This is a genomic window from Bacteroides sp. D2 (assembly GCF_025147085.1).
Lineage (GTDB): Bacteria > Bacteroidota > Bacteroidia > Bacteroidales > Bacteroidaceae > Bacteroides.
In genome coordinates, this window is sequence record NZ_CP102261.1 from 1 (window position 1) to 23579 (window position 23579).

Consider the following 23579-nt stretch of genomic DNA (forward strand, 5'->3'; position numbering starts at 1 on the left):
ATGATTGAATCAAATCATGTCGTACTTTGGAACCGCTGTCTCGACGTAATTAAAGACAATGTTCCTGAGACGACATATAATACTTGGTTTGCCCCTATTGTCCCGTTGAAATATGAGGACAAAACTTTGATCTTACAGATCCCGAGCCAGTTTTTCTATGAAATCCTGGAAGAGAGATTCGTAGATCTAATACGCAAGACATTATATAAGGTCATTGGCGAAGGCACCAAGTTGATGTACAACGTCATGGTGGACAAGACTTCGATTCCGAATCAAACCGTGAATCTCGAAGCAAGCAATCGTTCTACAGCTGTTACCCCTAAAAGTATAATCGGAGGCAACAAAGCTCCCAGCTTCTTACAGGCTCCTGCCGTTCAAGATCTGGACCCGCATTTGAATCCCAATTATAATTTTGAGAACTTCATTGAAGGATACAGCAATAAACTTTCAAGAAGTGTAGCAGAAGCTGTAGCGCAAAAACCGGGAGGGACCGCTTTCAACCCGTTATTCCTTTATGGAGCATCCGGAGTGGGAAAGACACACCTGGCAAACGCAATAGGCACGAAAATCAAAGAAATTTATCCAGAAAAAAGAGTATTGTACGTTTCGGCACATTTGTTCCAGGTACAATATACGGATTCTGTACGTAATAACACGACCAACGACTTTATTAATTTTTATCAGACGATTGATGTATTAATCATTGATGATATTCAGGAGTTTGCCGGTGTCACCAAGACTCAAAACAACTTCTTCCATATCTTCAATCATTTACACCAGAATGGTAAACAGCTCATATTGACTTCGGACCGTGCTCCTGTATTATTGCAGGGTATCGAAGAGCGCCTCCTGACCCGTTTCAAATGGGGTATGGTAGCCGAGCTGGAAAAACCGACCGTAGAACTTCGCAAAAACATTCTACGCAACAAGATACACCGCGACGGGTTACAATTCCCGGCAGAAGTGATCGACTATATTGCTGAAAATGTGAATGAAAGTGTACGTGATCTGGAAGGTATCGTCATCGCCATCATGGCCCGTTCTACTATTTTCAACAAGGAAATAGACTTGGATTTGGCACAACACATTGTACATGGCGTGGTTCACAATGAAACGAAAGCTGTCACTATTGATGATATTCTCAAAGTGGTATGCAAACATTTCGACCTGGAGCCGTCTGCCATACATACAAAATCCAGAAAAAGAGAAGTCGTTCAAGCACGACAGATCGCCATGTATCTGGCTAAAAACCACACAGACTTTTCAACTTCTAAGATAGGTAAGTTCATTGGTAACAAAGACCATGCAACCGTACTTCACGCCTGCAAAACCGTAAAAGGACAATTGGAGGTAGACAAGAGCTTTAATGCAGAAGTACAGGAAATAGAGTCGTTACTGAAGAAGAGAAACTAGAATCAAGTATTAGGTATAAAGTATTAAGTATTGTCCATGCAAACACGCATTTATAATGCAGTTTCACATCAGTACGGCAATACTTAATACTTTATACCTAATACTTATTTTAAAAACCCTTGTTGGCGGAGTACTTTCAACAGGTTTTCAGACATAAATTCGTTATCTTTCTTTGTATAACGCACATCCGTGAAAACCTGAGCCAATGTTTCTTTTTTATTTTCCTCGATGAACTGCTTATTTTCCGGCAACGATTCTTTGTAGGCATAGAGTTTATCTATCTCTTCCTGTGTATAGTCGTGATATTTTTCGTCATGCACAGCAGCTTCCAAAGGTAGACGGTCGACTTGGGCGGGAATACCATCCGGATAGCCTACCGTTATTGTTGTGAGAGGGAATACCAATTCAGGCAGTTGGAGAGTATCGATAATCATTTGAGGATTATAAGTGGTAGTCCCCAGATAACAAATGCCGAGTCCTACTTCTTCCGCCAGTGTACAGAAAGTCTGCGCAACGAGCAAAGTATCCATAGACGCATTCATAAAAGACATTAAATTATCATAGCCCGGCACAGCTTTCCGCTGTTCACACCATTTGCTGAAACGACGGAAATCAGCACAAAAAGTCAATACGACCGGAGCATTTTTTACCATCGGCTGATTGAAATGAGCAGGCGAAAGTTTCTCTTTCATTTCCGCATCACGGGTCACAATCACACTATAAAGTTGCATCCCACCCATCGTAGAAGCACGGAAAGAGGTTTCAAGCAAATCATTTAACAAAATCGGATTTATATCTTTAGGCAGATATTTCCGGATAGTTCTTCTGTTTTTTACGGTTTCAAACATATCTTTTTTTTGCAAAGATATAAAAAGAAAAAAATATTCCACCACACTAGCAGAATAGAATAGTTTTCTTTTTGGATAACTTTAACCTTTGAACAAATTTCAATTTTATCTGTTTATCAAATACTTAGCATAAACAAATGGAAAACTTGCAACCTGTTAATAAATTAATTCATTTTTATTTTGATAGATGAAAAAACATTCTTAGCTTTGCGCCTACATTTGTTAACGATAAGTAAACTTCTACATATTACTTATTAAAAACGAGATTTAACACAAATTGAATCGTGGAAAAACAGATTTATTCTTACGACGAAGCCTATGAAGAATCTTTACGATATTTTCAAGGCGACGAGCTTGCTGCAAGGGTTTGGGTAAACAAATACGCAGTAAAGGATTCTTTCGGTAATATCTATGAAAAATCCCCGGAAGACATGCATTGGAGAATTGCAAATGAAGTGGCACGCGTAGAATCGAAGTATCCGAATGCGTTGACAGCAAAAGAACTGTATGATTTACTGGATCACTTCAAGTACATCGTCCCCCAAGGTAGCCCGATGACAGGAATCGGTAACGACTACCAGGTTGCTTCACTATCCAACTGCTTCGTTATCGGAGTGGACGGTGCAGCCGACTCTTATGGCGCTATCATCAAAATCGACGAAGAACAGGTACAACTAATGAAAAGACGCGGTGGTGTAGGTCATGACTTATCACACATCCGTCCGAAAGGTTCTCCCGTTAAAAACTCGGCGTTGACTTCTACCGGTCTTGTTCCGTTCATGGAACGATATTCGAATTCCACTCGTGAAGTAGCTCAAGACGGACGTCGCGGTGCATTGATGTTGAGCGTGTCTATCAAGCATCCGGATTCGGAAGCATTCATTGATGCCAAGATGACCGAAGGCAAAGTGACCGGAGCAAACGTTTCTGTCAAGTTGGACGACGCTTTCATGCAGGCTGCCGTAGACGAAAAGCCGTATGTACAGCAATATCCTATCGACTCTGCCCAACCTACATTCACCAAGGAAATCGACGCTTCTACCTTGTGGAAGAAAATCGTTCACAATGCATGGAAATCGGCAGAACCGGGCGTTTTGTTCTGGGATACGATTATCCGTGAATCTGTGCCTGATTGTTATGCAGACCTGGGTTACAGAACGGTATCTACCAACCCATGCGGAGAAATCCCTCTATGTCCTTACGATTCTTGCCGCTTATTGGCTATCAATCTATATTCTTATGTGGTAAATCCGTTCAAACCGGATGCTTATTTTGATTTCGACCTGTTCCAAAAACACGTGGCTCTCGCTCAACGGATCATGGACGATATTATCGACCTCGAACTAGAGAAGATCGAACGTATCATGACCAAGATTGACGAAGATCCGGAAAACGAAGAAGTGAAACATGCGGAACGTGCACTTTGGGAGAAAATCTATAAGAAGAGCGGACAAGGTCGTCGTACCGGCGTAGGGATCACTGCAGAAGGTGATATGCTTGCTGCATTAGGATTGCGTTACGGAACGGAAGAAGCAACGGAATTCTCTGAAAAAGTACACAAGACAGTAGCTCTCGGTGCCTATCGTTCTTCAGTGGAAATGGCCAAAGAACGCGGTGCCTTCGAAATATACAATAGCGAACGTGAACAGAACAATCCGTTCATCCAACGCCTGGCAGCAGCTGATCCGAAACTATATGAGGACATGAAGAAATATGGTCGCCGTAACATTGCCTGCCTGACGATTGCTCCAACCGGAACGACCAGTTTGATGACGCAGACCACTTCGGGTATCGAGCCTGTATTCCTGCCTGTTTACAAACGTAGAAGAAAGGTGAACCCGAACGATACGAATGTGCATGTAGACTTTGTAGACGAAACAGGGGACGCATTCGAAGAATACATCGTATTCCATCATAAATTTGTTACCTGGATGGAAGCTAACGGATACGATCCGGCCAGACGTTACACCCAGGAAGAGATTGACGAACTGGTTGCCAAATCTCCTTATTACAAAGCGACTTCTAACGATGTCGACTGGTTGATGAAGGTGAAGATGCAGGGAAGAATCCAGAAATGGGTAGACCACTCTATCAGCGTAACCATCAATCTGCCGAACGATGTGGACGAGGATTTAGTAAACCGCCTGTATGTAGAAGCATGGAAATCCGGCTGTAAAGGTTGTACCGTATATCGTGACGGTTCACGCTCCGGAGTGCTGATCTCTACGAAATCGGATAAAGACAAGAAAGAAGGACTTCCTCCTTGCAAACCGCCTACAGTTGTAGAGGTACGTCCGAGAATATTGGAAGCAGACGTTGTCCGTTTCCAGAACAACAAGGAAAAATGGGTAGCTTTTGTCGGATTATTGGACGGACACCCCTATGAAATATTCACTGGTTTGCAAGACGACGACGAAGGTATCTTGCTGCCTAAGAGCGTAACTTGCGGACGTATCATCAAAAATGTGGATGAAGACGGTACCAAACGTTACGACTTCCAATTCGAGAACAAACGCGGATATAAGACGACCATTGAAGGATTGTCAGAGAAGTTCAACAAGGAATACTGGAACTATGCAAAATTGATTTCCGGCGTGCTTCGCTACCGGATGCCGATTGAACAGGTTATCAAACTGGTTGGCTCTCTGCAATTGAACAGTGAAAGTATCAACACTTGGAAAAACGGTGTAGAACGTGCATTGAAGAAGTATATTCAGGATGGAACGGAAGCCAAAGGTAAGAAGTGCCCGAACTGTGGCAACGAGACATTGGTTTATCAGGAAGGCTGTCTGATTTGTACTACTTGCGGCGCTTCCAGATGTGGATAATAGTCCTACGTATGTTAATTAATATATAAACAAAAGATTAAAAGGAGTCCGGTGCGGCTCCTTTTATTTTTTATTCAAAAAAATGTCTTATACTTGCAGTGTCTTACATATACAATCAAAATCTAATATATATGATTCTATCATTTAATATTGAATACCGCACCAATTGGGGAGAAGAAGTAAGGATTTCCGGCTTATTTCCGGAATCAATTCCTTTACACACCACCGATGGTATCTATTGGACGGCAGAACTTGAGCTTGAAGTCCCTCAAGAAGGGATGACCATCAATTATAGCTATCAGATAGAGCAAAACGGAATAGTTATCCGCAAGGAATGGGACAGTTTTTCGAGATCTATTTTCTTATCAGGCAGTTCCAGGAAGATATACAGAATCAATGATTGCTGGAAAAATATTCCGGAACAACTGTATCTTTATAGTTCTGCTTTTACAGAAGCCTTACTGGCACATCCTGAAAAAGAGAATATCCCGCAAAGATATAAGAAGGGACTGGTTATCAAGGCCTACGCCCCACGTATCAACAAAGATTATTGCCTGGCAATTTGTGGCAACCAGAAATCATTAGGTCACTGGGACCCGGAGAAAGCGGTATTGATGAGTGATACCAATTTCCCGGAATGGCAGATAGAGCTGGACGCCAGCAAACTTAAATATCCGCTGGAATATAAATTCATCCTCTACAACAAACAGGAAAAGAAAGCAGACTGCTGGGAGAAAAACCCTAACCGCTATCTGGCAGACCCGGAACTGAAGACCAACGAAACGCTCGTGATTTCCGACCGATATGCTTATTTCGACATTCCCGCATGGAAAGGGGCAGGAATCGCTATACCCGTATTTTCTTTAAAATCAGAGAAAAGTTTCGGAGTAGGTGATTTCGGCGACTTGAAACGTATGGTAGACTGGGCAGTAAATACTCGCCAGAAAGTTATTCAGATTTTACCGGTCAACGACACCACCATGACTCATGCATGGACGGACTCTTATCCTTATAACAGCATTTCTATTTATGCTTTCCATCCGATGTATGCGGATATCAGGCAAATGGGAACTCTGAAAGATAAAGAAGCGGCATCAAAATTCAGCAAGAAGCAAAAGGAACTGAACAGCCTCCCTGCTATTGACTACGAAGCGGTCAACCAAACAAAATGGGAGTTTTTCAACTTACTGTTCCGACAGGAAGGAGAAAAGGTATTGGCTTCCAAAGGTTTCAAAGATTTCTTTGAAACGAACAAGGAATGGCTGCAACCTTATGCAGTCTTTAGTTATCTGCGCGATGCCTACAAAACGCCCAATTTCCGCAAATGGCCGCGACACTCTGTTTACCAAGCGGAAGATATAGAAAAAATGTGCCAACCGGGAACGGCAGATTATCCGCACATCTCGTTGTATTATTATATCCAGTATCATCTGCATCTACAGCTGTTGTCTGCAACCGAATATGCCCGCCAACACGGTGTTGTATTAAAGGGGGATATTCCGATTGGTATCAGCCGCAACAGCGTGGAAGCCTGGACAGAACCTCATTACTTCAATCTAAACGGACAAGCGGGTGCTCCGCCCGATGATTTCTCGATCAACGGGCAAAACTGGGGATTCCCCACATACAACTGGGATGTCATGGAAAAAGACGGATACCGCTGGTGGATGAAGCGTTTTCAGAAAATGGCAGAATACTTCGATGCTTACCGGATCGATCATATCCTCGGGTTCTTCCGTATTTGGGAAATACCAATGCACGCTGTACACGGATTGTTAGGTCAGTTTGATCCTTCTTTACCGATGAGCCGGGAAGAAATCGAAAGTTATGGTCTAACGTTCCGGGATGAATATCTGCTACCATTCATCCATGAATCTTTCCTCGGACAGTTGTTCGGACCGCATACCCATTTAGTCAAACAGGACTTTCTTCAATTGATTGATGACTCCGGACTTTATCGGATGAAACCGGGATTCGAAACACAACGGGAGGTAGAACAATTCTTTGCTGGTAGAAATGATGAAGATAGTATCTGGATTCGGGAAGGGCTTTATTCATTAATCAGTAACGTCTTATTTGTTGCGGATAAGAAAGAGGAAGGTAAATACCACCCGCGTATCGGTGTGCAACGAGATTTCGTATTCCGGTCGCTGAACGAAGAAGAGAAAAATGCGTTTAACAGACTATACGACCAGTATTATTACCATCGGCACAACGAGTTCTGGTATCAACAGGCTATGAAGAAGTTACCTCAACTGACACAATCAACCCGCATGTTGGTTTGTGGAGAAGATTTGGGGATGATTCCTGCTTGTGTGTCGTCGGTGATGAATGAGCTCCGGATTCTTAGTCTGGAAATTCAGCGGATGCCTAAGAATCCGATGCATGAATTCGGGCATTTAAATGAGTATCCGTACCGGTCTGTCTGCACAATCTCCACTCACGATATGTCTACGTTGCGTGGCTGGTGGGAAGAAGATTATCAACAGACCCAACGTTACTATAATGCAACGTTAGGACATTATGGAGTTGCACCGACAACTGCCACCCCGGAGTTGTGCGAGGAAATCGTACGCAACCATCTCAACAGTAATTCCATTCTCTGTATCTTGTCTTTCCAGGATTGGTTATCGATAGACGGGAAATGGAGAAATCCGAATGTGGCGGAAGAGCGAATTAATGTTCCATCCAATCCACGAAACTACTGGAGATACCGGATGCATCTCACTCTGGAGCAGTTGATGAAAGCAAAAACACTTAATGATAAGATTAGCGAATTGATTAAATACACAGGAAGAGATCCGAATAAATAGAATAAAAGATACAAGTAACTTTCTAAAAGGATATTTTCCGGACACTACCGACGCGGATAACACTAGATTAAGAACGCTAAAAATCTATGTGATCCGCGTCATTCGTTTTTCAAGGATATATTGATAACAGAGGTAAAATAAGGAGTTTCAAAACATAGTCAACCATTTTTTTCGCAATAATATCATTACTATATATCATACTTTTTCGCTTTTCGCATCATTCGTTTATTTTTTCAATGTTCCTCTTTTTATTCCGATTTATAAAGTATCTTTGCGCCGAAAAAGAGAAATTAAAAGAGATAATGGAAGGCAACCAGAGCAGACGTATTGATTTTGTGGACTTAACCAAAGGAGTCTGCATTATCCTTGTGGTAATGGCACACGTTGGAGGGGCCTTCGAACAACTGGATACGAATTCGATGTTATCCTGTTTCCGCATGCCGCTTTACTTCTTTATCTCGGGAGTGTTTTTCAAATCATACGAAGGCCTGTTCGGATTCATCCTACGAAAAATAAACAAATTGATTATTCCTTTTCTTTTCTTCTATCTAAGTGCATTTCTAATGAAATACATTGTTTGGAAGATTGCTCCGAGGGTATTTCAACTGCCTGTGTCGTGGAATGAACTCTTGGTTGTATTTCATGGACACGACCTTATCAAGTTCAATCCACCGATCTGGTTTCTACTCGCATTATTCAATTGCAACATCCTGTTTTATCTAATTCACTTTCTGCGCGAAAAGCATCTGCTTGTCATGTTCGCTGTGACAATCCTGATTGGTTGCGCAGGATTTTATCTCGGAAAATTACAGATAGAATTACCCCTGTATATAGATGTTTCCATGACTGCCCTCCCCTTCTATGTAGCCGGTTTCTGGATCCGACGGTATAATTTCTTTCTATATCCCAGCCATCGTTTCGACAAACTGATACCGGTTTTTGTTGTATTGGCACTGGTGGTAATGTACTTTACCGCTACCACATTGGGTATGCGTACTAACAATTATACGGGAAATATTTTTCAAGTATATATCGCTGCGTTTGCAGGAATATTTATGATTATGTTACTTTGCAAAAAAGTGAAGAAGATAAAGGTTGTTTCTTACTTGGGACGATATTCAATCATCACCTTGAGTATTCATGGACCGATACTTCATTTTTTAGGTCCATTAGTCAGCCGTTATATTCACAATAGTTGGGCACAGGCAAGCGCACTTCTGCTTATAACATTAAGCATCTGCCTTCTGCTCACACCCGTCTTTCTTAAAGTGATTCCACAAATGGTTGCACAGAAAGACCTGTTAAAAGTCAAACAAGATCACACTAAAAAGACAGTATATGAAGATAAACAGTAGCTATATCCTTTTGAAAGAAATTCGTTGTTACGCCTATCATGGAGTTGCACCGCAAGAAAATCTGATTGGGAATGAATATCTCATTGACCTGAAACTGAAAGTAGATATCAGCAAAGCTGCCCGGACAGATGAAGTTACCGACACCGTCAACTATGCTGAAGTACATCAGGTGATAGAAAATGAAATGGCTGTTCCCTCAAAATTGCTGGAACACGTTAGCGGACGGATTATACAAAAACTCTTTGACCAATTCCCCTGTATTGAAGAAATCGAACTCCGGCTTTCCAAACGAAACCCACCGATGGGAGCAGATATAGAGTCTGCAGGAATTGAGCTACACTGCAGCAGGAAATAAGATAATCACAGCTGGAAATGAAACATAAATGACGAAATGCAGATAATACGATATTAATAAAGTAATCCGTATCATCTGCATTCCTTTTTAAGCAAGATCTGCTTCTATTTTCACAGCCGTAAACTACCGCTTATTTTCTCTTCTTTTTTCTTCTATTTACCGATTCTACAGCCTCCGTCACCACGGGTTTATCCTGGAAACGTTTTGTATAGCTGGAATAGTCCGGATGAATGCGTTCGTAATCAGGATCCATAAATAACGGACTGGAAATAATATGATCCGCCGTAGAACGGTTACAACAGAAAACAATATTTTCTACACCGGCCAAACGGGTTAATGCTTTTACATCCGTATCATGCGGTTGCAATGTCATGGGGTCCGTGAAGAAAAAGAGATAATCAATCTGCCCATCCACAATACGTGATCCCATCTGTTGGTCACCACCTAACGGACCTGATTTTAAAATCGTAAAATCCCACTCTTCATCAGGATGTTTCTCCTTCAATGCTTCCAATATCAAAGTACCCGTAGTACCTGTACAATAGAATTTATTACCCATCAACAGTTCCGAGTTCCACAGTACCCATTCGATGAGGTCTTTTTTCATTGCATCATGCGCTACCAGCCCGATGCCTCTTCTAACCTTTGATTTCATTTGCTATCCTTTTAAATCCGACAATTGAGAGAATCGTTTGCATCCCCTCGCATAAAACTGCCACAAGATACTACTTTTTGTCCGTTCAGGTATCGGATTCAAAGTTTTTTTTCTCATATTCTCTTCACGGGATAAAGAAAACGACGGACATAATCGTTTATACTCTTTACGCGCACGCATCACAGCACTAGCATTATCCCAGTGCCCTTGCAACAAGAAATTGAACGCCGCCAGATAATCGAGACAAGTCCGGATACGCATCACTTTATTTAACTCCTCCTGTGGAAGATTCTTATAGAGCATGACAAGATTATTACGGAAATTAAGAAAAGTCTTATGAGGATTCTCTTTTTTAAGAGTAGCTCCTCCTACATGATAGACAATACTTTGAGGTACACAGACAATCTCACGATTCCGCGAACGAAGTCGCCAGCACAAATCTATTTCTTCCATGTGAGCAAAAAAACGTCCATCCAATCCTCCTACATTCACATAATCAGTGTGCCGGATAAACAACGCTGCCCCCGTTGCCCAAAAAACAGGAATCACCGTATCATATTGGCCTTCATCCTTCTCCACAACTCCCATTATACGCCCCCTGCAAAAAGGATAACCATATTTATCAATAAAGCCACCAGCCGCTCCGGCATATTCAAAATATTCTTTTTGTCGTTGACTTCGTATCTTCGGCTGACAAGCAGCCACCTCCGGATGAGCATCCAAATAAGCAATCATTGGTTCCAGCCAATGCTCCGTCACCTCGACATCTGAATTCAAAAGAACTACATATTCTGCGTCGACCTGCTGCAATGCCCAATTATATCCATCGGCAAAGCCATAATTTTGGTCGAGCACAATCGTTCTGACAGAAGGAAATTCCTGTTGAAGCAAACTCACAGAAGTGTCCGTAGAGCCATTGTCAGCTACACAGACCTCAACCCCCTCCCCCTCTGAATAGCGGACGACGGACGGAAGAAAAGTACGAAGCATATCGCACCCGTTCCAATTCAAGATTACAACTGAAACCTTCATCACTATTCTTTCTTCTTATTCAATTCCTCCTGTTCCAGCTGATCAGCCTCTTCTTTGGTTAATTTCCAGCGTTTATGAGACCATAACCAGTATGCCGGTTCCCTGCGAATCGTTTGCTCCAACCTATGGGCAAACATTTCTGTGATTTCTCCTTCTCTTGTTTCTTTCGGTGTTTCCGTCATTAACTTGAACTCCGCTTCACAATACCCTCTACGCTTCTTACTAAGCTCACAATAAAAAACAGGGAAGTTCATCATTTTAGCAATACGCTCCGCACCATCCAGGAAAGCCGTCTCCTGCCCCAAAAAAGTAGTCCAGTATTTATCATACCCACTGGGCCATTGATCGGTAATCAGCCCAACTACCATCTTTTTCCCATCACGTTTCAACTTAATAATTTCACGTGCTGTAGAATGTTTCGGGATATTATATCCCCCGAAACGAGAACGAATACGTTTAAATAATTCGTCCAGATATTTGTCTCTCAATGGTTTATAAACTTGCACAGGGACATCTTCCGGTTTCATGATTGATCCCATACCTATTAACCACTCATAATTGGCGTAATGAGGAATCATTACTATAATACCTCCATACTTTTCAGTTAGTTCCAGATATTGCTCCGTATTCTTATAAGTCATTCTTGCACAAAGCTCTTCGGCAGACATATGCAACAATTTCAAATCCTCAAGCATATAATCCGACAGATAACGATAAAATTTACGCTCTATCTGCAATCTCTCCGCATCTGTTTTTTCCGGGAACGATCTAAGCAAGTTTCCCCGAACCACTCTTCGGCGATATTTCCCAATACGATACATCAACAGACAATTAAGATCCGAGAGCATATACAAAACCCGGAACGGAAGTGCCGAAAACAACCACATTCCACTATATACCAGCCAATAGATAAGTTTGGATCTCATACTTATATCAAAATTGTACTTTTAAGTGCCGTCCTCTCTTCATTAAAGTCTCCCAGGCGTACGTTAACCACCCGATTATCCAGTGAATCATCATTTTCCACCTCTACACGGATATAATTCTCCGTAAATCCATGCATCGGAACACCTGTCTTCGATTTTTCCATCAGCACCGGCATTACCTGCCCGATATGACGCGCGTAAAAAGCCTGTGTCTTTTGGTCCGATAGTGTCAACAGACGTTGACTACGCTGATGCTTCTCTTCCGGAGAAACCACATATTCTATTTTTAAGGCTTGCGTTCCAGGACGTTCGGAATAGCTAAACACATGCAACTGCGTCACATCCAGTCCATCAATAAACTGATAAGCCTGTTCAAAGTATTCGGGCGTTTCTCCACGGGTTCCCACAATCACGTCCACTCCGATAAAAGCATCCGGCATCACCTCTTTTATCTTCCTTACTTTCGAAGCAAAAAGAGCAGTGTCATAACGACGGCGCATTAGCTGCAAAACCTCATCACAACCGGATTGCAAAGGGATATGAAAATGAGGCATAAAACTGCGGGAGTGAGACACAAACTCAATAATCGCATCAGTCAACAGATTGGGTTCTATGGAAGAGATACGATAACGTTCGATTCCTTCAACCTGATCCAATGCTTTTACTAAATCAAAGAAACTCTCTCCTGTTGTTTTGCCAAAGTCTCCGATATTCACTCCGGTCAGAACAATTTCTTTTCCTCCCTCGGCAGCCGCTTGACGGGCCTGTTCAACCATGGAAGCAATAGTCCCGTTACGACTTCGTCCCCGGGCAAAAGGAATCGTGCAATAAGAACAAAAGTAATCGCATCCATCCTGCACCTTCAAAAAGAAACGGGTACGGTCTCCCCGTGAACACGAGGGAGAGAATGAACGGATATCTTTGGTCGTCGTAGTGATAGCTTCTCCTTTTTCATGCTTTTGGAGGTCGCCCAGATATTGAAGCAATTCTCCTTTCTGTTCCGCTCCCAACACTACGTCCACTCCATCTATCTTTGCCACATCACCGGGCTTCAATTGCGCATAACATCCGGTCACTATCACAAAAGCACCAGGGTGTTGTTTTACCAGACGATGAATCGCTTGCCGGCATTTCTTATCCGCCATCTCCGTCACCGAACAGGTATTTACCACACAGATATCAGCTTTCTCTCCTTTACGCGCAGTCCGAACTCCTACCTCACGCAGAATTTTACCAATAGTTGAAGTCTCTGAAAAATTTAATTTGCAGCCTAAAGTATAATAAACGGCTGTCTTATTTTGAAATACAGTGGTATCTATCATAAGCTGTTATAAACACATTAACTTTGCAAAGTTACACATTATTATTAGTAAAACGCTTTTGGATACGAAAGTTTATTCCTATTTTTGCACAATTCACTAAAAAACGTGCAATGATTAAAGAGAATTTCATTAAACTATACGAAAATAGTTTTCGTGAAAATTGGGATCTACCTTGTTACACAGATTATGGAGAAGATACCCAATATACTTATGGGGAGGTAGCTGAAAAAATCGCCCGTTTACATCTGTTATTCAAACATTGTAGCCTCCGCAGAGGGGATAAGATTTCAGTTATCGGCAAAAACAACGCTCACTGGTGCATCGCCTATATGGCAACCATCACGTATGGAGCAATCATTGTTCCCATCCTTCAAGACTTTACCCCCAACGATGTTCATCATATCGTCAATCATTCCGAATCTGTATTTCTGTTCACCAGCGACAGCATTTGGGACAATCTGGAAGAGGAAAAATTAGCCGGATTACGAGGCGTATTCTCACTGACCGATTTCCGGTGTCTTTATCAGCGTGACGGAGAAACCATACAGAAGTTTCTGAAAAATACCGATAAAGAGATGCATTCTTTGTATCCGAAAGGATTTACCCGTGAAGATGTTCAGTATACCACTTTATCCAATGATAAAGTGATGCTGTTAAACTACACTTCCGGAACCACTGGTTTCAGTAAAGGTGTAATGCTGACAGGAAACAATCTTGCCGGTAACGTCACTTTTGGTATTCGTACCGAACTCCTTAAAAAGGGGGATAAAGTGCTGTCTTTCCTTCCCCTCGCTCACGCATACGGTTGTGCATTTGACTTTCTGACAGCGACCGCTGTCGGCACTCACGTCACTTTGCTTGGAAAAACACCTTCTCCCAAGATTATAATGAAAGCTTTTGAAGAAGTGAAACCTAACCTTATAATTACTGTCCCGCTAGTAATCGAAAAGATATATAAGAATATTATCCAGCCGCTCATTAATAAAAAAGGAATGAAGTGGGCACTCAATATTCCTCTGCTCGACACCCAAATCTACAACCAGATACGCAAAAGACTAATTGATGCACTGGGAGGCCGGTTTAAGGAAATCATTATCGGCGGTGCCGCTATGGACAAGGAAGTAGAAGAATTCTTCTACAAAATTAAATTCCCTTTTACTATAGGTTACGGTATGACGGAATGTGGGCCACTAATCAGCTATGCCCCTTGGGATGAATTTGTACTAGGCTCTTCCGGAAAGATTCTGGATATAATGGAAGCACGTATCTATAAAGAAAACCCTGAAGCAGAAACCGGAGAAATCCAGGTTCGGGGAGAGAATGTGATGGTGGGCTATTACAAGAATCAGGAAGCAACGCAGGAAGTATTCACGCAGGACGGCTGGCTACGCACCGGTGATCTCGGTTCCATGGACAGCAACGGAAATATTTTCATCCGGGGACGCCTCAAGACCATGATCTTAAGTTCAAGCGGACAGAACATCTTCCCCGAAGAGTTGGAAACAAAACTGAATAACCTGCCTTTCATTCTTGAAAGTCTCGTTATCGAACGCAACAAAAAATTAGTAGCACTCGTTTATGCCGATTATGAAGCGTTGGATTCTCTCGGATTAAACAATCCGAATAACCTGAAAACAATCATGGATGAAAATCTTAAGAATCTGAACAGCAATGTAGCCGCTTATGAAAAAATCAGCAGAATCCAACTTTATCCTACGGAATTTGAAAAAACTCCCAAAAGAAGCATAAAAAGATACCTATATAACAGTATTGCTGTCGATTAGCATGTTCTAAAACATACGAAAAAGGGAGAAAAGTAGCTAGTTACAAAAAAAATTATAAAAAAAGTTGGTATTTCGAGAACAACATATTGAAAAAGTACATAACTTTGCAGCGTTTTAATAAAGCAATTGATTGTATTACGTTTTTAAAAAGCAAAGAAAATGAAAAAATTAGTTTTGATGGCCGTAGCTATCGTAGCAGTATCATTCGCATCATGTGGTAACAAAGCAGCTGACGCAGCAAAAGCAACTGCAGATTCTATCCGTATCGCTGACTCAATCGCAGCAGTAGAAGCAGCAGCTCTTGAAGCTGAACAAGCAGCAGCCGCAGCAGCAGATTCTTTGAATGCTGATAGCACTGCAACTGAAACTGTAGCTGAATAATTCAGAAACAGCTTAGAGAGAATTGAAAGTCTGCCATGCAAAAGCATGCACAGACTTTTTTTATGCTTCAATTTTAGCAATTCACACGCTATTTAGCGTATGAACTCTTCACAAAAGGAGCGTCCAACAAATAATCCAAGCTCACTTCCACACTCTCTTCTACCGGCATACTATAACCCTCGATTTCAGCAACGAGATAGTTAACACCTGCAGTTTTTGCATTCTTAAAGATAGCGTCAAAACCTACCATTCCGCTTTGTCCGATCTCTCTGTGATCCTTAACATGGAATATCTTGAAGCGGCCGGGATATTTATTAAAATAATCAACAGGACTGTTTTGTCCGCGAACTACCCAATAAAGGTCCATCTGGAAGAAGACATATTCAGGATTCGTATGTTCCAGCATATAATCATACATTACTTTATCTTCTACTTTCTGAAATTCATGAGCGTGATTATGATATCCAAATGACAAACCTTGTTGTTTGCAACGTTTGCCTATCTCATTAAAATAAGTGCAATATGTATTCAAATCTTTAAGCGTTTTTGGAACATCCATCCAAGGAGCTACGATGTACTTCATTCCTGCAGCTTTATGATCGGCAATACACTGATCCCACCATTGAAGAGACTCTGACAAGTCACCAGAAGCCAATTCTTCTTTGGACAATTGTCTGGTACAATGTGAAGACAAAACTTTTAATCCTGCCGATTCGACATCTTTCTTAAACTGTTGGGGAGTCCGGTCATAAAATTTACCGTTGTTATAATTGGCAGCTTCAACACCGGTATATCCCATGTTTGCCAATTTCTTCAGAAGAGCAGTATAAGTGGGGTCACACTTACCATTTTTATTGTCTACCTTATTCAATATATCTCTGACAGAATAGAGTTGAATAGCTACTTCTTTTTTAGCTTTCTTCTTAGTTTGTGCCGTCATTGCCTGTGGAATCATGAAAAGAGCAGCCAACGCACATAAATAAATTTTTGTTTTCATATAATAGATATCAGGGGATTACAATTATTAGATTTATATAGAAAAAACAGGCACGGATTACACAGACTTCACGGTTACTCTATGGCAATCGCCATTCAAAAAAACGTGAAATACGTGTAACCCGTGCCTTCTTATTACTATTTGATTAGTCCAAAACCTTCACGCGGATGTTGCGGAACCAAACATCATCACCGTGATCTTGCAAACCGATGAAACCTTCGTGATTTTCGCCACCACAGTTATTCAGCAATTCAAATGCCAAAGGCCATTTATCTTCGCTGAACTTACTTGCCTGCAACATATCAGTCCATTGTTTTGTCCACAAATGATATTCAAGTACGTTTTCATCGTTTTGTCCATGAACCACTGTACCTTTATAAACCATAATCTTAGCCTTGTTCCATTCGCCAAACGGTTTAGAGTTTTGAGGAACTGCCGGAATCATGTCATACAAAGAAGCCGACTGACGATTGTTATCTTTACCCAATTTAGCATCCGGATGATTGGCATTATCCAAGATCTGATATTCAGGTGCGGAAATATAAATAGGTTCAAGCACATCATTACCATCTTTGTCTTTAGAAGTAACTTCCTGAGCTAAATACAGAATACCTGAATTGCTACCTTTAGCAACCTTCCATTCCAATTCCAACTCGAAGTTTTTAAATTTGTGAGCAAAGATCAAGTCACCACCATCACCGTCTTGAGCTTCACCGCCGCCAGAACCGTTGAATTTGATACAGCCATCTTCGATTGTCCATTTAGTAGGAACACGGTCTTTTCCATAACCACGCCACCCGTTAAATGTTTCACCATCAAAGATTGTGATATAACCATTTTCGTCAACAGGCAGATTCAAACTATCAGTTTCCGGTGCTTTCAATGATTTAGAGTAAGACAATGCAACTTTGCTCGGTTCTTCCTGAGCATTTGCTTTTTTCTGACCACCGCAAGAAGCAAAAACTCCTGCAGCAAGACAACAACAAGCTAATGGATAAAATACTTTTTTCATGATAATAACGATTTAATTTTTTATCTTTAATTTCTAATTTATCTCGGCATATCAGGCAGTCTCCAGCCGTCACGATAAGTATGTTTCACTAATTCAGCAGCAAACTGTTTCGCATTAATCGGATCAGTCCATGTCTTGTCAAATGTCGGATGACCATCATGAATCTTGAATCCGTCTTTGATAACGGTACGGATCGTTTCGTTATCACCGATATTCGTAAAGCACATGTTAGCTCCATCCCATTCAAGAGTCTTATTCAGCGCTTGCAAACGAATAGCCAATACACCCATTGCCACCATTTCATTCATTGGTCCGGCTTCTGAGAAATCAGACTTAGTCATGATACGGTTAGATTTATTTTCTTTACATGCACGTACCCAGTCCATCTCGTGACCACCGTTCATAGCATTGGGAACACGACGACAAACCTTTGGCGCATTTGGTTTACGACCAGAAAGCAACCAAGGATTCTGTCCATAACATCCGCAAATCAAAGTATCTTTCGTTCCGTGGAAAATAGTCAAACCACCACCACTCTGCATCAGTTGTTTTCCTTCCGGGAATCCTTTCGGACGTTCAGGCATCATACCGCCATCATACCAATGTACTTCCACTTCAGGCATAGCTACTTTCGGCATATTTTCACGAGCAGGGAAAATCATTTTCACATGCTGTGCCTGCGGAGCACAAGCATTCAACAATAAAGTAGATGACCCTTCCACTTTAGTTGGATATTGCAATTTCAATGCTCTAAACGGCTGATGCAAAATATGGCAAGCCATATCGCCTAATGCACCTGTTCCATAATCCCACCATCCACGCCAGTTCCAAGGATGATAAATAGCATTGTAAGGATTCATTTTAGCAGGACCTGTAAACAAATCCCAATTCAATGTGCTAGGAATTTTATCAACCTTTTCAGGAACATTCAATCCTTGCGGCCAAATAGGACGGTCTGTCGCACATTCCACCTTAGTTATATCACCGATTTCACCATTCCAAATCCATTCGCATACCAAATCCGTACCTTCATCCGATGAACCCTGATTACCCATCTGAGTAACAACACCTGTTGAAGCAGCTAAATTTGTCAATAAACGAGATTCATAAACAGAGTGGGTCAACGGCTTCTGACAGTACACGTGTTTTCCCATTGTCATTGCATCAGCAGTGATGATAGCATGAGTATGATCGGCAGTTGCAATAATCACACCGTCGATAGATTTACCCATTTCTTCATACATCTTACGATAGTCCCAGTATTTTTTAGCCTTGGGGAATTCGTCGAACACACCTTTTGCATACTTCCAATCCACATCACAAAGAGCCACAATATTTTCAGTGCCCTTTACGTGATTAATATTGGCATGTCCCATACCACCAATACCCACGGCTGCAAGATTCAGTTTGTCAGTAGGCGAAATATGCCCGTGGCTCATACCTAAAATAGTACTGGGAGCAATAGTAATGCCGGCTAAAGCAGCAGCCCCCGTTTTGAGAAACTTTCTCCTCGAAATGTTTGACATGATTTTATTTATTTAAGGGTTAATAATCTTTGGAAGGTTGCCATGCAACAATCCATATCCATTTTTCATGTTTCTTCTTCGCTCGCGTATTTGCTCCAGAGTGCGCAAATTACCAATAGCAGGCAAATCGTGTTTGCGTGTGTCTTTCAAGAATGTCCACGCATATTCGGATGCAATGGCCGAATCGCGCATGGACGGTAAGCGGGAACTGCGCTTTCCGGTTTCTACCGAATCAGCAAACAGGTCGCACAATACGTCTATATTCTTGCCACCGAAAGGCTTCTCCACACGAATGGTCTGATTGACACCGTGCAGATCGACAACAGCAGTATTGAAGTCATGCGTCATACGCACAACTCCTTTTGTACCTATAATATCCACATACGAATTATGTGTCTGGTCTTTAGATAATTGTCCATAAACAAAACCCTGAGTAATATCGAAGACTACGCCATTTTGGAAAGTTCCGTGACATTGTACCCACCAAGGATCTTTATAATTCCACATATTCACTCCCTGAGCATTCCATGTTCTATAATCACAGCCTGCATACCAACGGGTAATATCGACATAGTGCATTCCACAATCATGGAAAGCCGGCCCCTCATACTCATGACCTTCGCCCGGCGCCAAACCGGGAGTCATGTGGCAAATACGGATAATAGCCAATTCTCCGATTTCTCCTTGCTCGATATACTCTTTCATTAGATTATGGTACCAGGAATTCCGCAGATACAAGTTTACCGCAGAAATGAGGTTGGCATTTTCTGTCATTTCCACGACCTTCCACTCATTTTCCATGGTATCTGCAATAGGTTTTTCTGAAATAATGTGCTTGCCGTAGCGAATAGCTTTTTCTATTTGTTCCATCCGCGAGTCGGCCAAAGTGAAAAGACCGACTACCTGTACACTTTCATCCTCAAAAACTTTTTGATTATCTTCTACTATAAGAGATTCAGGAGATAACTTCTTAGCCAATTGACGTGATTCCGGATCTGTATCGCAAATATAAGCAATATTCCATCGCCCACTTTTTGTCATCGCTTCCCAATAGAATCTTCCCATTCTACCGAAACCGATAATTCCAACTTTAATTCTCGTGTCTACTGAAGATTGCGTGTTCATAATAAAACATAGTGAATTTAAGTACAAATAATAGATGAAGTATCAATTTTCACCATCAAGCTGATGAGTAAAAAACTGATATTGCAAATCTAGCCAAATAAATAACGGCTTATTTGACTTACACTACTTTATGTAGATATTAAATTAGCATTTTACCCTATTAATCAAATACTTAGCACTTCAAGTATATCCAAAAAATGTAGATGATTTGGAAAGGGGGGCAACAGTAAAATGATAATTATGTCTCTTGAGTTGAACTAATTTTCATAATTTCGTTCTCAAATTCATCTCTGTCGACAGCAGCTTTATTTCTCATCTTCGTACGATAATTATAAACCGTACTTGTAGAGCACCGGAGGAAGTTCGCTATCTTCCCACTATCCGTAATACCCAAGCGTAATAAAGCATAAATACGAAGTTCCCTATTTAATAAAGCATCCGGTTTTAAAATAATCTTCTCTTCATCTTTCAATAAAGCATTAAAATCTGAAACAAAAGTAGGATACAAACCTAAAAAGACCTTATCGAAACGGGCATACAGTGCACTAAGCTCTTCATCAATAAGCGCAGACGACTTCAGCTTCTTAATCAACTCGTCATAGTACTTATTAATAGCTATTTTATACAGCATATTCTGGTATTTCTCCATTTTGTGGATATAACTAAAGCACACATCGAAAAATTCGGCTATATAATATTCCTTTATGCCATTAATTTCATACAACTGATTATTGGTGTCATTCAACTGGCTGTTCATATTATTCAGTTTATTGTTCAGCCGCAGAAGTTCTTCATTACTTTGCGCCAATGCCTGCTTTATTTTCAACGTTTTCTTCATCTGAATATAGATAAAAACAACGAGCAGAATCAAAAGGAAAAGGATAACGCTTGTAGAAATAAGAAAAGTAGTCAGATGCGATCTTGATTTAGCCTGTTCCGCCTGATAGGCAGTGTTGATAATAGAATTAAATTTATAGATTTCAATTGCGCGGAAATGAATACCAGAAGAAATTACATCATCAATAGCGGATTGTGTAAACTTAAAAGCATCGGCTAGATTCTTTTCTTCGTATTGTATCAACGCAAGAGATTGAAGAGAGGCATTTTCACGCGTTGCATTCCGTGTATCGGCAATCGCCGACAATATCAGATATTTTTTTTCCTCATCATATTTCTTCTGATGGTGGCATAACCTGGAATACGAATGAGTAATCATGGCATAATTAGGCGTTCCCACCTCCTCAATATCCAACAATTCTTTAAAAATTTCCTTCGATTTTAAGGTATCACGCCAGATATAATAAGAAGCTTGTGACATCCGGTAATCCCAAGAAGTGTGATCTATGAGAGCAAACAGTGAATCCTGATAAGCAGATTGTTGCTTTCCATACAGATTGTTGGCAACAGAAATAGAATAATGCCCCCAGAAACTGGAATAAGTTTGATAATAGTTTATTAATAAATCTCTGGGAAGTTCTGAAGTCTTTATACTTTTCAAAATAATCTCCGCTTCACGGAACCTGCCACACATCGAATATAAAAGACTAAGATGTAAAGACGACTGGTTGGTGAAATAAGGTCTATTCAACTGACGGGAAATCTCAATATTGCGATCAACATAATGAATAGCGGAATCAATATGAAATTTTTTATATTCGTTATATAACCGTAGATTGATTCTATATTCTCCTTCAAGAGTCAAACCAGGACTTTTCAACATACATTTTATCCGGTTTATCCGATCCTCTTTCTCTTTAACAAAGACATGCTTTTCATCTATCACTCTACGCAAAGAATCCGTCAATAATTTCAACTCATCATTCGCATAAAGAACACTGCCAATTCCCAAAGCAATCAGCAGAAGCAAAAACCTCTTCTTCAGAAAACAACAGTTGAATTTCATAATAGTAATAGCAAAGATAACAAAAAAAGCGATTCATCCATTCAGAACAAATCGCTTTTTGTATATGAAGTAAATTTGCTCTTATTCAGCAACTACCTCGAAAGGAATCTCTACCGAAACTTCCTTGTGAAGCTTAACAATAGCCTTATAGCTACCAACTTCTTTCACAGCGTCTTTTACAACGATGATCTTTCTGTCAACTTCATGACCTAGCTTAGACAAAGCCTCAGCGATCTGGATGTTACCAACAGAACCGAAGATAGTACCGGTTGAGCTAACTTTAGTTGCAATAGTCAAAGAAACGCCTTCCAACTTAGCAGCCATAGCCTCAGCATCTTTCTTGATTTTCTCAAGTTTGTGAGCGCGCTGTTTCAGTTCTTCAGCCAACATTTTCTTTGCAGAAGGAGAAGCGATGACAGCTTTTCCAGTCGGGATCAGATAATTACGACCGTATCCGGATTTCACGTTTACGATATCGTTCTTATAACCCAAGTTTACTACGTCTTCTTTCAATATAATTTCCATACTTTTCCTCCTTCTTATTTCATCATGTCAGTTACATAAGGCAGCAATGCCAAGTGACGAGCTCTCTTCACAGCCTGCGCGATACGACGTTGGAACTTCAAAGAAGTACCTGTAATACGACGCGGAAGGATTTTTCCTTGTTCATTCAAGAATTTCTTCAAGAATTCAGGATCTTTGTAGTCGATATACCTAATACCACTCTTTTTGAAACGGCAGTATTTTTTCTTCTTAACATCTACTGACGGCGGAGTCAAATATCTGATTTCTGATTGAACTTGTTGTGCCATGATTAATCCTCCTTTTTGTTTGATTTAACACTTCTTCTTTTTGCAGCGTATTCAGCAGCATACTTATCCATCTTGAAAGTCAAGAAACGGATTACGCGTTCATCACGACGGAAATTAAGTTCCAGCTTGTCAATTACAGTAGGATCTGCATTGAACTCAATCAGTTGGTAAAAACCTGTAGACTTCTTCTGAATTGGGTAAGCCAATTTCTTCAGTCCCCAGTTTTCTTCATTGATAATCTCAGCACCTTCAGCTTGAAGAACGCCTTTGAATTTTTCTACCGCTTCCTTCATCTGAACATCAGACAAAACGGGAGTTAAAATGAAAACGGTTTCGTATTGATTCATACTTCGTTTAATTAAATAAATAAATTATTTGATTTTAAATGCGGGTGCAAAGTTAGACATTTTATTTTGAACTACAAATATTTAATCTTTTTTTGTATCCGAAGATAGGATTTATCCGGGAAGTGACTTACCTTTGCAAAGTTGT

20 protein-coding genes are annotated in these 23579 nt (G+C 40.9%); 7 read left to right on the plus strand and 13 right to left on the minus strand.

What is annotated here, in order from left to right; genetic code table 11:
* Positions 1-1413: a chromosomal replication initiator protein DnaA gene (gene dnaA, locus NQ505_RS00005; protein WP_008998903.1), complete on the plus strand. Its 1413-nt coding sequence runs from the start codon at positions 1-3 to the stop codon at positions 1411-1413.
* A 104-nt stretch (positions 1414-1517) separates the two neighbouring features.
* Here the strand turns inward: dnaA and NQ505_RS00010 are convergent, their stop codons facing one another.
* Positions 1518-2261: an NADPH-dependent oxidoreductase gene (locus NQ505_RS00010; protein WP_008998904.1), complete on the minus strand. Its 744-nt coding sequence runs from the start codon at positions 2259-2261 to the stop codon at positions 1518-1520.
* A 284-nt stretch (positions 2262-2545) separates the two neighbouring features.
* On the opposite strand from NQ505_RS00010, the gene NQ505_RS00015 reads away from it, so the two are divergent.
* From NQ505_RS00015 to folB, 4 genes are all read left to right on the plus strand, one after another.
* Positions 2546-5089, plus strand: coding sequence for an adenosylcobalamin-dependent ribonucleoside-diphosphate reductase (locus NQ505_RS00015; RefSeq protein WP_004299345.1), 2544 nt, complete (start codon positions 2546-2548; stop codon positions 5087-5089).
* Between the two features lie 131 nt (positions 5090-5220).
* Positions 5221-7902 carry a 4-alpha-glucanotransferase gene (locus tag NQ505_RS00020; RefSeq protein ID WP_004299344.1) on the plus strand — a complete coding sequence of 894 codons (2682 nt, stop codon included), beginning with the start codon at positions 5221-5223 and terminating at the stop codon, positions 7900-7902.
* A 302-nt stretch (positions 7903-8204) separates the two neighbouring features.
* Positions 8205-9257, plus strand: coding sequence for an acyltransferase family protein (locus tag NQ505_RS00025; RefSeq protein WP_008998905.1), 1053 nt, complete (start codon positions 8205-8207; stop codon positions 9255-9257).
* Positions 9241-9612, plus strand: coding sequence for a dihydroneopterin aldolase (folB, locus tag NQ505_RS00030; protein ID WP_004299342.1), 372 nt, complete (start codon positions 9241-9243; stop codon positions 9610-9612). The genes NQ505_RS00025 and folB overlap by 17 nt, the downstream gene beginning before the upstream one ends.
* Before the next feature lie 130 nt (positions 9613-9742).
* On the opposite strand, the gene NQ505_RS00035 is transcribed toward folB, so the two are convergent.
* The 4 genes from NQ505_RS00035 to mtaB are packed head-to-tail and all read right to left on the minus strand — an operon-like array spanning position 9743 to position 13547.
* A complete protein-coding gene (locus NQ505_RS00035) occupies positions 9743-10267 on the minus strand; it encodes a methylglyoxal synthase (RefSeq protein ID WP_004299341.1) in 525 nt (174 codons plus the stop codon).
* 3 nt (positions 10268-10270) lie between these two features.
* Positions 10271-11299, minus strand: coding sequence for a glycosyltransferase family 2 protein (locus tag NQ505_RS00040; RefSeq protein ID WP_004299340.1), 1029 nt, complete (start codon positions 11297-11299; stop codon positions 10271-10273).
* 2 nt (positions 11300-11301) lie between these two features.
* Positions 11302-12225 carry a lysophospholipid acyltransferase family protein gene (locus NQ505_RS00045; protein WP_004306618.1) on the minus strand — a complete coding sequence of 308 codons (924 nt, stop codon included), beginning with the start codon at positions 12223-12225 and terminating at the stop codon, positions 11302-11304.
* Positions 12226-12227: 2 nt separating this feature from the next.
* Complete coding sequence (gene mtaB / locus NQ505_RS00050) at positions 12228-13547, minus strand: tRNA (N(6)-L-threonylcarbamoyladenosine(37)-C(2))-methylthiotransferase MtaB (RefSeq protein ID WP_004306617.1); 1320 nt, start codon at positions 13545-13547, stop codon at positions 12228-12230.
* A 110-nt stretch (positions 13548-13657) separates the two neighbouring features.
* Between mtaB and NQ505_RS00055 the strand changes: the two genes are divergently transcribed.
* Both NQ505_RS00055 and NQ505_RS00060 read left to right on the plus strand, forming a co-directional pair.
* Positions 13658-15331 carry a long-chain fatty acid--CoA ligase gene (locus NQ505_RS00055; protein WP_004306616.1) on the plus strand — a complete coding sequence of 558 codons (1674 nt, stop codon included), beginning with the start codon at positions 13658-13660 and terminating at the stop codon, positions 15329-15331.
* A 159-nt stretch (positions 15332-15490) separates the two neighbouring features.
* The gene (locus NQ505_RS00060) at positions 15491-15712 is read left to right on the plus strand and encodes a hypothetical protein (RefSeq protein WP_004306615.1); all 222 of its coding nucleotides are present in this window, start codon (positions 15491-15493) and stop codon (positions 15710-15712) included.
* Between the two features lie 88 nt (positions 15713-15800).
* Here NQ505_RS00060 and NQ505_RS00065 read toward each other — a convergent pair whose 3' ends face one another.
* From NQ505_RS00065 to rpsF, 8 genes are all read right to left on the minus strand, one after another.
* Complete coding sequence (locus NQ505_RS00065) at positions 15801-16709, minus strand: sugar phosphate isomerase/epimerase family protein (RefSeq protein WP_004299335.1); 909 nt, start codon at positions 16707-16709, stop codon at positions 15801-15803.
* 145 nt (positions 16710-16854) lie between these two features.
* Positions 16855-17721 (minus strand): DUF1080 domain-containing protein, encoded by an 867-nt coding sequence (locus NQ505_RS00070; protein ID WP_004299334.1) that lies wholly within the window; start codon positions 17719-17721, stop codon positions 16855-16857.
* Positions 17722-17759: 38 nt separating this feature from the next.
* On the minus strand, positions 17760-19247 hold the full coding sequence (locus tag NQ505_RS00075) for a Gfo/Idh/MocA family oxidoreductase (protein WP_004306613.1): 1488 nt from the start codon (positions 19245-19247) through the stop codon (positions 17760-17762).
* Between the two features lie 12 nt (positions 19248-19259).
* Positions 19260-20372, minus strand: coding sequence for a Gfo/Idh/MocA family protein (locus NQ505_RS00080; protein ID WP_004306612.1), 1113 nt, complete (start codon positions 20370-20372; stop codon positions 19260-19262).
* Positions 20373-20610: 238 nt separating this feature from the next.
* Positions 20611-22275, minus strand: coding sequence for a DUF6377 domain-containing protein (locus NQ505_RS00085; RefSeq protein ID WP_004326213.1), 1665 nt, complete (start codon positions 22273-22275; stop codon positions 20611-20613).
* Positions 22276-22356: 81 nt separating this feature from the next.
* Entirely contained in the window at positions 22357-22800 is a 444-nt protein-coding gene (gene rplI / locus NQ505_RS00090; protein ID WP_004299330.1) for a 50S ribosomal protein L9, read from the minus strand.
* Between the two features lie 14 nt (positions 22801-22814).
* Positions 22815-23087, minus strand: coding sequence for a 30S ribosomal protein S18 (rpsR, locus tag NQ505_RS00095; protein ID WP_002562536.1), 273 nt, complete (start codon positions 23085-23087; stop codon positions 22815-22817).
* Positions 23088-23089: 2 nt separating this feature from the next.
* On the minus strand, positions 23090-23434 hold the full coding sequence (rpsF, locus tag NQ505_RS00100) for a 30S ribosomal protein S6 (protein ID WP_004306610.1): 345 nt from the start codon (positions 23432-23434) through the stop codon (positions 23090-23092).
* Positions 23435-23579: the final 145 nt, after the last annotated feature.

Bases quoted from the DNA above. Each gene is read 5' to 3' on its own strand.
- NQ505_RS00080 (WP_004306612.1), bottom strand. From the start codon at position 20,372: ATGAACACGCAATCTTCAGTAGACACGAGAATTAAAGTTGGAATTATC.
- NQ505_RS00035 (WP_004299341.1), bottom strand. From the start codon at position 10,267: ATGAAATCAAAGGTTAGAAGAGGCATCGGGCTGGTAGCGCATGATGCA.
- rplI (WP_004299330.1), bottom strand. From the start codon at position 22,800: ATGGAAATTATATTGAAAGAAGACGTAGTAAACTTGGGTTATAAGAAC.
- NQ505_RS00020 (WP_004299344.1), top strand. From the start codon at position 5,221: ATGATTCTATCATTTAATATTGAATACCGCACCAATTGGGGAGAAGAA.
- folB (WP_004299342.1), top strand. From the start codon at position 9,241: ATGAAGATAAACAGTAGCTATATCCTTTTGAAAGAAATTCGTTGTTAC.
- NQ505_RS00010 (WP_008998904.1), bottom strand. From the start codon at position 2,261: ATGTTTGAAACCGTAAAAAACAGAAGAACTATCCGGAAATATCTGCCT.
- NQ505_RS00025 (WP_008998905.1), top strand. From the start codon at position 8,205: ATGGAAGGCAACCAGAGCAGACGTATTGATTTTGTGGACTTAACCAAA.
- mtaB (WP_004306617.1), bottom strand. From the start codon at position 13,547: ATGATAGATACCACTGTATTTCAAAATAAGACAGCCGTTTATTATACT.
- NQ505_RS00040 (WP_004299340.1), bottom strand. From the start codon at position 11,299: ATGAAGGTTTCAGTTGTAATCTTGAATTGGAACGGGTGCGATATGCTT.
- NQ505_RS00085 (WP_004326213.1), bottom strand. From the start codon at position 22,275: ATGAAATTCAACTGTTGTTTTCTGAAGAAGAGGTTTTTGCTTCTGCTG.
- NQ505_RS00045 (WP_004306618.1), bottom strand. From the start codon at position 12,225: ATGAGATCCAAACTTATCTATTGGCTGGTATATAGTGGAATGTGGTTG.
- NQ505_RS00075 (WP_004306613.1), bottom strand. From the start codon at position 19,247: ATGTCAAACATTTCGAGGAGAAAGTTTCTCAAAACGGGGGCTGCTGCT.
- NQ505_RS00055 (WP_004306616.1), top strand. From the start codon at position 13,658: ATGATTAAAGAGAATTTCATTAAACTATACGAAAATAGTTTTCGTGAA.
- rpsR (WP_002562536.1), bottom strand. From the start codon at position 23,087: ATGGCACAACAAGTTCAATCAGAAATCAGATATTTGACTCCGCCGTCA.
- rpsF (WP_004306610.1), bottom strand. From the start codon at position 23,434: ATGAATCAATACGAAACCGTTTTCATTTTAACTCCCGTTTTGTCTGAT.
- NQ505_RS00070 (WP_004299334.1), bottom strand. From the start codon at position 17,721: ATGAAAAAAGTATTTTATCCATTAGCTTGTTGTTGTCTTGCTGCAGGA.
- dnaA (WP_008998903.1), top strand. From the start codon at position 1: ATGATTGAATCAAATCATGTCGTACTTTGGAACCGCTGTCTCGACGTA.
- NQ505_RS00060 (WP_004306615.1), top strand. From the start codon at position 15,491: ATGAAAAAATTAGTTTTGATGGCCGTAGCTATCGTAGCAGTATCATTC.
- NQ505_RS00065 (WP_004299335.1), bottom strand. From the start codon at position 16,709: ATGAAAACAAAAATTTATTTATGTGCGTTGGCTGCTCTTTTCATGATT.